This is a genomic window from Duganella hordei, assembly GCF_040369125.1.
GTDB classification, from domain to species: domain Bacteria; phylum Pseudomonadota; class Gammaproteobacteria; order Burkholderiales; family Burkholderiaceae_D; genus Rugamonas; species Rugamonas hordei.
The window spans coordinates 304,830-316,627 of the sequence record NZ_BPWI01000003.1; the positions used below are offsets into that span (position 1 = coordinate 304,830).

The following is an 11,798-nucleotide window of genomic DNA, read 5'->3' on the forward strand; positions in this document are numbered from 1 at the left end:
GTCATGATCAAACTACCGCCCCTGGCCATCGTGGTCTACAAAGCTTATCTGCGCTCGCGGCTGGAGCGCTACACCCGCGCGCTGGAAGTCATCGCCGCCCAGCGCGAGAACGATTTCCACGCCGAGCGCGTGCTGCACAAGGAAGTCGTCGTCACTCGCTCGAAGCTACATTCCCTGTGACGGCGCGCGGCTGGCCAGCCGTTCCAGCAGCTCGAACGCGCCCTGGGTCAGCAGCGCCAGCACCGCCGCCGGAATCGCTCCGGCCAGCAGCATGTCGTTGTCGTTCAGCGCCAGGCCGATGGTGATGCGCTCGCCGTAGCCGCCGGCGCCGATGAAGGCGGCGATGGTGGCCGTTCCCACGCTCATCACCGCCGCCGTTTTCACGCCGGCCAATATCACCGGCAGCGCCAGCGGCAGCTCGATATGCACCAGCCGCTGGAACGGCCGCAATCCCAGCGCCAGCGCCGCCAGCCGCAGGCCGGACGGCACCTGCAGCAGCCCGGTGCAGGTGTTGCGCACGATGGGCAGCAGCGCATACACCAGCAGCGCCACCAGCGCCGGCACCGTGCCTATCATGCCGAGCAAGGGTATCAGCAGCGCCAGCAAGGCCAGCGAGGGCACCGTCTGCAGCACGCCCGTCGCCGCCAGCACCACCTGCCGCAGGCGCGGGAAGAACGCCGCCAGCACGCCCAGCGGAACGCCGATCAGGCACGCCATGACGACCGCGAACAGCACCAGCGTGACGTGCTGGCGCGTCAGTGTCCACAGGCTCTTGTCGAAGATCTTGGCCATCAGGCCATCCCTGACCTGGGCAGGAGCCGTTGCCTGCGCCGTCGTCGCGGAGGCAACGCCGGCAGCGGCCAGCGGCTTGTGCGCCGCCAGCCAGTCGCGCGCCACGTGGGCGAAATTCTGGCCGTCGATTTCGGCCGAGGCGTTCATCGCGATCATGTCGGCGGCGCTGATGCGTCCCTCCAGCTGTGTGATCGCCTTCCACGCGGCCGGAAAGCGCGCGGCCGCATCGAGCCGGTACAGCAGCACCGCATCGTAGCGGGGAAAGTAGGCGCGGTCGTCGTCCAGCACGCGCAGGCCGTACTGGCGGATCTTGGCGTCGGTGGAGTAGATGTCGATGACGTCGACCTGGCGCTGCATCAGCGCCTCGTAGGCGATGCCGTGGTCCAGTCCCTCGGGCCGCTGCGGCAGGCCGTAGAGTTTGGCCAGTCCCGGCCAGCCGTCGGCGCGGCCGATGAATTCATGCGACAGGCCCAGACGCAGCTTCGGCGCGGCCGCCAGTTCGCTCAGCTTGTGCAGGCCATCGGGGCCACCGCGCATCGCCAGCGCATAGGTATTGTTGAAGCCCAGCGGCACCGCCACGCCCAGCCCCATCGGCGCCAGTTCGCGGCGGATCTGCTCCAGCGGCGCGGCCTGCGCGTGCTTGAGGATTTCAAGGTCGATGGTGCCGAGATATTCGGGATAGACGTCGATGCGGCCGGCCTGCAGCGCCGCCAGCACGATGGCGGTATTGCCCAGTCCCTGCAGGTGCTCGGCCTTGGCGTACGGCGCGGCCGTCTGCGTCAGCACCTCGCCGAGGATGTACGACTCGGTGAAGCGCTTCGACCCCACATGCAGCGTATCGCCCGGCGCGGCCCACGCCGCACAAGCGAATATCAGCGACAGCAGCGACAGCAAAACTGGCAAACGTGCGCGCACAAGCACTCCGGATTGATGATCAATCCGGCAAGCTTACCATTGCTGGGCTAACCCGGCTGTATTGGGTCGCGCTGGCTATGTGCCCACGCGCAGCATCGGCGCCCTCAAGGCCTGGCTCAGCGTTTCGTACGACTCCGACAGATGCGCCTTGGCCTCGCGGCTCATCGGCTTGCCCATCGCGGCGCGGATCTCGCGCTGCAGCTTGAGCGCGTTCTCGCGCTGCAGGCTGCGCGCGTCGGCCGGCGTGGCGGGCGAGCCGCGCAACAGCGTCGCCGCCACGCGCTTGAGGTGCTCGCGCTGCAGGTTGCGCCGCATGCCGCTGATGTCCTTGCCGGTTTTCAGCTCGCTCCACACCGCGCCCTGCACCGTGGAGTACAGCTCTTCGAGGCCCAGCGCCTGTTTGCGGTCGTCCAGCTTTTCCTGGGAATCCAGCAGGCGCGCGGCCACGCCGTCGGACATCAGCTGATCGAGCGCGGCGGCCTGCAGGAACAGCACCCGCTGGCTGACCGACACGTCGGCCCTGCCGCGCGTTTCGAAATGATCCGGCGCCAGGCGGCTGATCATCGCCGGCGTGAACTTGAAGCTGTCCGACTTGAACAGGCTGTTGGTCAGCATGCGCAAGGCCTCGCGCTGGCGCGGCAGCGGCACCGGCGTGAAGGTCGCCCGCCCGGTGCCGGCGTGGTCGCGCAGATACGTCACCCCGCCCACATACTTGACCACCACCGGCATGGTGCGCGCAAACTGCTGGAAGCCGTAATCGAAGCCGCGGCGCAGCGTCTCATAGCTCTCGCCCGGCTTGAGCGTACGGGTCTCGATCCGGTCCCACAGCTCGCGCGACATCGTCAGGCGGCGCTGGAAGTAAGCCAGCGGATCGCTGCCCAGGTCGAACACGTTGACGTCCGGGTCGGAGTTGGCTCCGCCCGCGTCCTGGTCGGTGCCAAACGCCAGTTGCGGCTCGTTCGAGCGCGCGGCGATCTTCGCCAGCTCCGCCTTCTCCTGCGCGGCCTCCATCGGTTTATAGGCGTATTCAATCGCCCAGTAGTCGTAAGGTCCCAGCGTGGACGCCACATACTCGCCCTGCTTCTCGCCCTTCAGCGACAGATTGAACGGCGTGTAGTCCATCACCGAACCGGCCAGGCTGTTCTTCTTCGTGAATTCCGGATCCTGCAGTTCCTTCAGGCTGTAGATGGTGGACGAGCGGAAGTTGTGCCGCAAGCCCAGCGTATGTCCCACTTCATGCATGATCACGGAACGCACATAAGCCTGCGCCACGGCATCCGCCTCGGGGCTGCCCATTTCCAGTTCGCCGCGCGCCTCCAGCAGGCCCATGGCGAAGCCCATTTCCTGCGCCGACTCGTCCAGGTAGTCGCAGTGCGCCTCCGTTCCCACCACCGCAGGCGGCTGGAGCGACATGCCGTCCTCGCCGACCAGGCGCCGCGCGCCGCGCGCGAACACGTCGGACATGGCGATGTCAGCATCCAGTATTTCGCCGCTGCGCGGATCGACCTGGCGCGGACCGATGGCCAGGCCCGCATCGCTGCCGAAGTACCAGCGCACCGACGCGTGCCGCGCATCCATGGTATCGAAGCGGTCGGCCTCGGTCTGCTGCTTGACCACGATGGCGTTCTTGAAACCGATGCGCTCGAACGCGGCGTTCCATGCCAGCACGCCCTGCCGCACCGATTCGCGATACTTCTCGGGGATGTTCGCATCCAGCCAATAGACGATGGGCTGTTTGGGCTCCGACAGCTCCAGCGCCGGGTCCTGCTTTTCAAGCCGCCAGCGCTCCACCAGGTGCACCGCCGTGGTCGGCGTCACGTCGTCGGAAAAGTCCTGCGAGGTGCTGACGAAATGGCCGATGCGGTCGTCCGCCAGCCGGCCATGCATGGGCTGCGCCGGCAGCGGCATGAAGCTGTAATAGAAGCCGAGGAACATGCTGCGCGGGTCCGGCAGCGTGGTCGGCGGACTGGCGACGGCCAGCGGCACGGTCGGCATGACCACCGGCGGCGCCGGAATGCGCGGCACGTAATAGTGGGCATTGACTTGGAAGCCGGTCATGGCTTCGTCCGAACGCACCGTCAGGAAGCTGCTGTTACGCGGATCCATCACATACGCCAGGCGGAAGGCCGCTTCCAGCCGCGTGGTAAACCCGGGGATGTCGCCGAACAGCAGATTGTTCGCTTCGATCAGGATGCCGTGGTTTTGCGGATTCGGGCCGCTGGCCACCGGCGCGATCGCCAGCAGGCTGTCCGAGAACGCCTGCGACACCGCCAATGCCTGCGGCGTGCCGCCCTTGGCGCCGAACCCGGTGTTCTTGGCGATCATCTGCACCAGGCTGCCGACGCGATGGAACACCACCACCTGGCTGAAGCCCATCTGGCTGCCGTACACGCCACGCTCGCCGATCCCGTTCGGCATATTCACGGTCATGAAGATCGGCTTGTCGAACTGGTCCGGGCGCAGCTCGATCCAGACTTTTTCCTCTTTCTGATACAGGTTCAGGAATCCCAGCACGTGGACGGCGCCGCGCACCACGTCGACGAAGGGCCGCACCGCAGCGGCGGGCGCGATGGCCGGCACCGGCACGGCGGCCGGCTGCAAGGGCGCGGTGGCGACCACCGGCACTTCCGGCACATGCGGGGTTGGCGACGGCGGCACCGGCTCCTGGGCCAGCACCTGCGCGGCCAGGCCTGGGCCCAACATCATCAGGACCGCGACGCGGAGGGAATTCAAGGCAAACATGGTTATCCTGTTACGTGTAGAGGCATCCCGGATAATGTAACCGAAAGGCCAACGCACGAAACGGAATTTTGAGAGCGTTCCCTCTAAACTTGCGGCGAACGCAACACCCCGCCGTTAACCACGCCGCAGCAGGGATTGAGGCCGATGGCGTACGACAGGTCGGCCGGACGGGCGATGCGCCACAGCGCGAAATCGGCGCGCTTGCCCACTTCCAGGCTGCCGATCTGCCCATCGCGACCCAGCGCGCGGGCGGCATGCACGGTACAACCGGCCAGCGCCTCCAGCGGCGTCAGTCGCCACAGCGTGCAGACCATGTTCATCGCCAGCAGCAGGGACGTCATCGGCGAGGTGCCGGGATTGCAGTCGGTGGCGACCGCGATCGGCACGCCGGCGGCGCGCAGCGCGGCCACCGGCGGCGGCGTGGTGTCGCGCAGGAAGTAGTAGGCGCCGGGCAGCAGCACGGCCACGGTGCCGGCGGCGGCCATCGCGCTGATGCCCGCCGCGCCCAGATGTTCGAGATGGTCGGCCGACAGGCCCTGGTAGCGCGCCACCAGTTCCGCGCCGCGCTGGTCGGACAGCTGCTCCGCATGCAGCTTGACCGGCAGGCCGTGCTCGCGCGCGGCCTGGAACACGCGCTCCGTCTGTTCATGCGAAAAGCCGATGCGCTCGCAGAAGGCATCGACCGCGTCGGCCAATCCTTCTGCGGCCAGCGGCGCGATCATCGCGCATACTTCGGTGATGTAGTCGTCGGCGCGGCCGGCGAATTCCGGTGGCAACGCGTGCGCGCCGAGGAAGGTGGTCGCCACGCCGACCGGCAGTTCGCGGCCGATGCGGCGCGCGACGCGCAGCATGTTCGCTTCCGATTCCAGGGTCAGGCCGTAGCCGGATTTGATTTCCAGCGTGGTCACGCCCTCGGCCAGCAGGCTGCGCACGCGCGGCAGGCTTTGCCGCATCAACTCATCTTCCGACGCGGCGCGGGTGGCGCGCACGGTGGACATGATGCCGCCGCCGGCGCGGGCGATGTCCTCGTAGGTGGCGCCGTTGAGGCGCGCCTCGAATTCGTCGCTGCGGTTGCCGGCGTGGACGATGTGGGTGTGGCAGTCGATCAGGCCGGGCGTCAGCCAGCAGCCGCCGCCATCGTGCATGGTTTGCGCCGCCGCCCCCGCAGCCATGTCGGCCTGGCGCCCCAGCCATGCGATGCGGCCATCCTTGACGGCGATGGCGCCATCGCGGATCTCACCGTAGCCGCCGGCCATGGTGGCCAGGTGCACATTGGTAAACAACACATCCCACATACAGGCAGCTTTCTAGTTATAGACGATGTCGACGACAAAGACGGTCGCCAGCGACGCTTCCATGGTCCACGCCTCCTCGGCCTCCATCACCACCACGTCGTAGCGCACCATGGCGATGCGTTCGCGCGCGCTGCTCAGCGTCAGGCTTTCGCCGTCGGCCAGGAACAGCAAGGTGGTGCCGCCGCGGCGCTTGAGTTCCTCCGTGCCGCGCACCACGCACGGTTCGAGCCGGTGGCGGCAGCGGCCGCGCCGCGTCATCACGTTGAAGTCGGTGGTCAGGGCGCCGGTGACGGTGGCGTGCACCGCCGCCTCGCCGGGGAATTCGATCAGCGGTTCGCTGGGGCTGAGCACGAAGCGCTCGTCGCCGAAATCCAGCAGCACGCCGTCGCCGTCGACCAGCGCCAGCGAACGGTCGATGCCGGGAAAGGACGAGAACGGGCCGCTCTGCGAGATGGTCGCCAGGCTGATGCGCCAGTCGAATTCATCGAAGCCGGCGCCGGTCGGGAAGACGGCGATTTCCGTGGTGCTGCCGCCGCCATTTTTCCACGGCGCGGGCCGCAGGCTTGCATACTGGATTAGCTGGGTCATCGGAACTCCCTCAGTTCGGCCAAGGTCTGCTTGAAGCGCGCAGCGATCGCCTGCTGCGCAACGTGCTGCTGATTGCGTACCACCCACTGGCCGCCGACCATGACGTCCTTGACCAGATTGTCATTGCCGCAGAAGACGAAGCTGCCGAGTACCTCGTCCAGCGCCAATCCATAAAAATTCGGATGCTGCTCGTCGAGCACGATCAGGTCGGCGCGGCGGCCAACCGCCAGCGCGCCCACCTTGCGCCCGCTCGCCTGCGCGCCGCCGCGCAAGGCGCCCTGCCACAAAAAGTCGCCGACGTTGCGTTCTTCGGCGGACACCGCGATATTGCGGCGCTGATGCTGCAGCCGCTGGCCGTATTCCAGCCAGCGCAGTTCCTCGACCGCGCCTTGCGAAATATGGCTGTCGCTGCCGATGCCGAACCGTCCGCCCGCCGTCAGGAATTCCTCCAGCGGGAACAGGCCGTCGCCCAGGTTGGCCTCCGTCGTCGGGCACAGGCCCGCCACGGCGCCGCTCTGCGCCATCAGGTCCACCTCGTCGCGCATCAGGTGCGTGGCGTGGACCAGGCACCAGCGTTCGTTCACCTCTACCTGGTCCAGCAGCCATTGCACCGGGCGGCGTCCGCTCCAGTCCAGCGACTGCTGCACTTCCTGCTTCTGCTCCGCGATGTGGATATGCACCGGACGGTCGTCCGGCAGCGTCACCAGCACCTCGTTGATCTGCGCCACCGACGCCGCGCGCAACGAATGCGGCGCCACGCCGACCTCGGTCTGCCCATCGCGCAGCGGTTCCAGCGCCTCGATCACCCGCAACACGTCCTGCGGATCGGTCTTGAAGCGCCGCTGCTCCGGTTTCAGCGCGCTTTCGCCGAAGCCGGAATAACTATACAACACCGGCAGCATGGTGATGCCGATTCCCGCCAACCGTGCGGCGGCGATGACCCGCTCAGCCGTTTCCGCCGGTCGGGGGTACATGGCGCCGTCCGGCGCGCGCTGCACGTAATGGAACTCGCACATCGCCGTATAGCCGTGGCGCAGGCACTCGGAAAACAGCTGGGCCGCGATGGCTTCGATATGCTCGGGCGTGATGTTGCGCGCGAAGCGGTACATCAGGTCGCGCCAGGTCCAGAAGCTGTCCTTGGTTTCGCCGGCCCTCTCGGTGCGTCCGCCCAGCGCCCGCTGGAAGCTGTGCGAATGCAGGTTGATCATGCCCGGCAGCGCATATTCAGCCACCTCGGCGCCGGCCGGGGCTTCGGCACCGGCCGTCACGGCGGAGATGGCGCCGACCGCGTCCCACTCGATCAGCACATCCTTGCGCCATCCCTCCGGCAGCAAGGCATGGCGCGCAAACAGTCTGCTCATGCGCGCCCCCAGTCGGCGGCGGCCCGCGTCATTTCCTTCAGAACGCCCTGCACCCGCACCGCGAGGTCCGGGCGATAGCCGTAAGGCGCTTCCTCATCCATATAGGTCGACTGGCACATCTCCAGCTGGATCGCGTGCACGTTCGCCGCAGGCCGGCCGTAGTGGCGCGTGATGTGGCCGCCCTTGAAGCGGCCGTTGACGGCCACGCTGAACCGTTCCTGCGCCAGCGCGCGCGACACGATGGCGTCGCTCAGACCCTGCGCGCAGCTGGTGCCGTCGGCGGTGCCGAAGTTCAGGTCCGGCAGCTTGCCTTCAAAGAAACGCGGCACGATGGACGCGATCGAATGCGCATCCCACAGCACCACGCGGCCATGCAGCGCCAACAGCCGATCCAGCTCGGCACGCAGTTGATCGTGATAGGGTTTCCAGTAGGCGGCAAGGCGGCGGCGCACCTCCGCCTCGTCCGGTGTGCGGCCGTCCAGATACAGCGGCTCGCGATGGAAGGTATCGACCGGACACAGGCCGGTCGTGTCCTGGCCCGGATACAAATTGGTATTCTCCGGCGGACGGTTCAAATCGATCGCATAGCGCGACCAGCGCGCCGACAAGGTCGACGCTCCCATCTCGCCAAGGAATTCATACAGGCGCACCAGATGCCAGTCCGTATCCTGCTTGTCCGTGGCGGCCGGCGTCATGCAGGCCGCCACCTCGTCCGGAATATCGGTGCCCACGTGCGGCATGGACACCAGCAAGGGTATGCTGCCTGCTTTGAACTGATAGTCCATGACGCCTCCTCTTATGGATGCAACGGCGTGAACAAACTCTTGCACGACGCGCTCAACTCGCCGCGCATGACCATGCCCTTGGCGGCCTCGATATCCGGCGCGAAGAAGCGGTCGGCGTCGAAGAACGGCACCTTCTGGCGCAGTTGCGCATGCACGTGCTCCAGTTGCGGCGACGTCTTCAGCGGACGATGGAAATCAATGCCCTGGGCCGCGGCCAGCAGCTCGATGCCGATGATGACAGCCGTATTCTGCGCCATATCGTCCAGGCGGCGCGCCGCATAGGTCGCCATGCTGACATGGTCCTCCTGGTTGGCCGAGGTCGGAATCGAATCGACGCTGCCAGGATGGGCCAGCGATTTGTTCTCCGACGCCAGCGCGGCGGCCGTCACGTGGGCGATCATGAAGCCCGAGTTCACGCCCGGATCGCGCACCAGGAACGGCGGCAGGCCGGACAAGGTGGCGTCGATCAGCAGCGCGATGCGGCGCTCGGAAATGGCGCCGATTTCGGCGATCGCCAACGCCAGCGTATCGGCGGCGAAGGCCACCGGTTCGGCGTGGAAGTTACCGCCCGAGACCACCACCGACAGCTCGCCATCCTTGAACAGCAGCGGATTGTCGGTCACCGCGTTGGCTTCGATCAGCAGCGTGCGCGAGGCATTGCCGATGATGTCCCAGCACGCGCCCATCACTTGCGGCTGGCAGCGCAGGCAGTACGGGTCCTGCACGCGTTCGTCGCCGACCAGGTGCGAAGCGCGGATCGCGCTGTTGCTCACCAGCTGGCGGTAAATCGATGCGGCGGCGATCTGGCCCGGCTGGCCGCGTACCTCGTGCACGCGCGCGTCGAACGGCGAATCGGAGCCCTTGGCGGCGTCCAGCGACAGCGAGCCGGAGACCATGCCCGCTTCCAGCAGGCGCTCGGCCATGAACAAGCCGTGCAGCGCCAGCGCGGTCGACACCTGCGTGCCGTTGATCAGCGCCAGGCCCTCCTTCGCGGCCAGCACCACCGGCGCGATGCCGGCGGCCTTGAGCGCGTCGGCGGCCTGCATCAGCTCGCCGTTGACGCGCACTTCGCCCACGCCCAGCATGGCCAGCGTCATGTGCGACAGCGGCGCCAGATCGCCCGACGCGCCGACCGAACCCTTGGCCGGAATGGCCGGCATGATGCCGGCGTTGTACAGCGCGATCAGCGTGTTGATGATCAGCGGACGCACGCCGGAGTAGCCGCGCGCCAGGCTGCCGATCTTCATCAGCAGGATCAGGCGGCAGACCGCATCCGACACCAGCTCGCCGGTGCCGACCGAGTGCGACAGGATCAGGTTGCGCTGCAACTGTTCCAGCTTGTCGTCCGGGATGCGGGTCTTGGCCAGCAGGCCGAAACCGGTGTTGATGCCGTAGGCCGCGTCGCCCTTGGCCACGATGGCCTGCACGGCGGCGGCGGATGCCTCGATCACCGGATAGGCTTCGGCGGCCAGCGACAGCGGTCCGGCGGCGCTCCACACGGCGCGCAGTTCGGAAAGCGTCATCGCGCCCGGGTTCAGGGTCAGTGCATTGGGGTTCATAGGTGTTCTCGAATTATTTAATCATAGGCAGATTGAGGCCGTTGCGCTTGGCACAGGCGATCGCCGTCTCGTATCCCGCATCGGCGTGACGCATCACGCCCGAGCCGCAGTCGTTGACCAGCACGCGCGCCAGGCGCTTGGCTGCGGCATCGGTGCCGTCGGCCACGATCACCACGCCCGAGTGCTGCGAATAGCCCATGCCCACGCCGCCGCCGTGGTGCAGCGACACCCAGGTCGCGCCGCCGGCGGTATTCAGCAATGCATTCAGCAGCGGCCAGTCGGAGACGGCGTCGGTGCCGTCCTTCATGCTTTCGGTTTCGCGGTTAGGGCTGGCGACGGAGCCGGTGTCCAGGTGGTCGCGGCCGATGACGATCGGCGCCTTCAGCTCGCCGTTGCGCACCATCTCGTTGAAGGCCAGGCCGGCGATGTGACGCTCGCCCAGGCCCAGCCAGCAGATGCGCGCCGGCAGCCCCTGGAAGGCGATGCGCTCGCGCGCCATGTCCAGCCAGCGGTGCACATTGGCGTGGTGCGGGAACAGCTCCTTGATCTTGGCGTCGGTCTTGTAGATATCCTCCGGATCACCGGACAACGCCACCCAGCGGAACGGGCCGCGGCCTTCGCAGAATTGCGGACGGATATAGGCCGGCACGAAGCCGGGGAAATCGAAGGCGTTCTTCACGCCGTGGTCGAACGCCACCTGGCGGATGTTGTTGCCGTAGTCGACCACCTTGGCGCCCAGCGCCTGGAAGTCCAGCATCGCCTGCACGTGCACGGCGCACGAGGCGGTGGCCGCCGCTTTCAGTTCTTCATGGCGCGCGGCGTCGTGCTGCGCAGCCTTCCACTGGTCCACCGACCAGCCTTGCGGCAGGTAGCCGTTGATCAGGTCATGCGCCGAGGTCTGGTCGGTCACCACGTCAGGCAGAATGCCGCCGGCCTTGGCGCGGCGCACCAGCTCCGGCAGCACGTCGGCCGCGTTGCCCAGCAGGCCGATGGAGATGGCGTCGCCGTTGGCCTTGTGCAGCTTGATCATCTCCAGCGCCTCGTCGATGCTGGCGGCCTGCTTGTCCAGATAGCGGGTACGCAGGCGGAAATCGATGCTGCTCTGCTGGCACTCGATGTTCAGCGACACGGCGCCGGCCATGGTCGCGGCCAGCGGCTGCGCGCCGCCCATGCCGCCCAGGCCCGCGGTCAGCACCCAGCGGCCTTTGAGGTCGCCGCCGAAATGCTGGCGGCCAGCCTCGGCGAAGGTCTCGAAGGTGCCCTGCACGATGCCCTGGGTGCCGATGTAGATCCACGAGCCGGCCGTCATCTGGCCGTACATGAACAGGCCCTTGCGGTCCAGTTCATTGAAGTGTTCCCAGTTGGCCCACTTCGGCACCAGGTTCGAATTGGCGATCAGCACGCGCGGCGCGTCCTCGTGGGTCTGGAACACGCCGACCGGCTTGCCGGACTGGATCAGCAGGGTTTGATTGTCTTCCAGCTCGCGCAGCGACGCCAGGATCTGGTCGTAACATTCCCAGTTGCGGGCGGCGCGGCCGATGCCGCCGTAGACCACCAGGTGCTTGGGATTTTCCGCCACTTCCTTGTCCAGGTTGTTCTGGATCATGCGGTAGGCCGCCTCGGCGCCCCAGTTCTTGCAGGTACGTTCCGGTCCGCGCGGGGCGCGGATTTCACGGCTGGCGTCAAAACGTGGATCGCTGTCTAAATGGGTCGTCATGGTGGCTCCTGCTCCTGAGTGGGTGGGACCGGCTGTTGGCACAA

Annotated in this window: 9 protein-coding genes; 1 reads left to right on the forward strand and 8 read right to left on the reverse strand. The window is 67.0% G+C overall.

Annotated features, from left to right (window positions below):
• Nucleotides 1–3: 3 nt before the first annotated feature.
• Nucleotides 4–180 carry a hypothetical protein gene (locus ABWW33_RS09505; protein ID WP_176652364.1) on the forward strand — a complete coding sequence of 59 codons (177 nt, stop codon included), beginning with the start codon at nt 4–6 and terminating at the stop codon, nt 178–180.
• Here the strand turns inward: ABWW33_RS09505 and ABWW33_RS09510 are convergent.
• The 8 genes from ABWW33_RS09510 to hutU all read right to left on the reverse strand — a co-directional run bounded on the left by ABWW33_RS09510 (nt 166) and on the right by hutU (nt 11,754).
• Entirely contained in the window at nt 166–1,707 is a 1,542-nt protein-coding gene (locus ABWW33_RS09510) for a glycine betaine ABC transporter substrate-binding protein (RefSeq protein WP_353401076.1), read from the reverse strand. The genes ABWW33_RS09505 and ABWW33_RS09510 overlap by 15 nt on opposite strands.
• Before the next feature lie 75 nt (nt 1,708–1,782).
• The gene (locus ABWW33_RS09515; protein ID WP_353401077.1) at nt 1,783–4,413 is read right to left on the reverse strand and encodes a zinc-dependent metalloprotease; all 2,631 of its coding nucleotides are present in this window, start codon (nt 4,411–4,413) and stop codon (nt 1,783–1,785) included.
• A 119-nt stretch (nt 4,414–4,532) separates the two neighbouring features.
• Entirely contained in the window at nt 4,533–5,744 is a 1,212-nt protein-coding gene (gene hutI / locus ABWW33_RS09520) for an imidazolonepropionase (RefSeq protein WP_353401079.1), read from the reverse strand.
• A gap of 12 nt (nt 5,745–5,756) precedes the next feature.
• On the reverse strand, nt 5,757–6,332 hold the full coding sequence (locus tag ABWW33_RS09525; RefSeq protein ID WP_353401081.1) for a HutD/Ves family protein: 576 nt from the start codon (nt 6,330–6,332) through the stop codon (nt 5,757–5,759).
• On the reverse strand, nt 6,329–7,693 hold the full coding sequence (locus tag ABWW33_RS09530; protein ID WP_353401082.1) for a formimidoylglutamate deiminase: 1,365 nt from the start codon (nt 7,691–7,693) through the stop codon (nt 6,329–6,331). The genes ABWW33_RS09525 and ABWW33_RS09530 overlap by 4 nt, the downstream gene beginning before the upstream one ends.
• Complete coding sequence (hutG, locus tag ABWW33_RS09535; RefSeq protein ID WP_353401084.1) at nt 7,690–8,478, reverse strand: N-formylglutamate deformylase; 789 nt, start codon at nt 8,476–8,478, stop codon at nt 7,690–7,692. The genes ABWW33_RS09530 and hutG overlap by 4 nt, the downstream gene beginning before the upstream one ends.
• Nucleotides 8,479–8,489: 11 nt before the next feature.
• On the reverse strand, nt 8,490–10,037 hold the full coding sequence (gene hutH / locus ABWW33_RS09540; RefSeq protein WP_353401086.1) for a histidine ammonia-lyase: 1,548 nt from the start codon (nt 10,035–10,037) through the stop codon (nt 8,490–8,492).
• 13 nt (nt 10,038–10,050) lie between these two features.
• Nucleotides 10,051–11,754: a urocanate hydratase gene (gene hutU / locus ABWW33_RS09545; protein WP_176652357.1), complete on the reverse strand. Its 1,704-nt coding sequence runs from the start codon at nt 11,752–11,754 to the stop codon at nt 10,051–10,053.
• Nucleotides 11,755–11,798 lie beyond the last annotated feature (44 nt).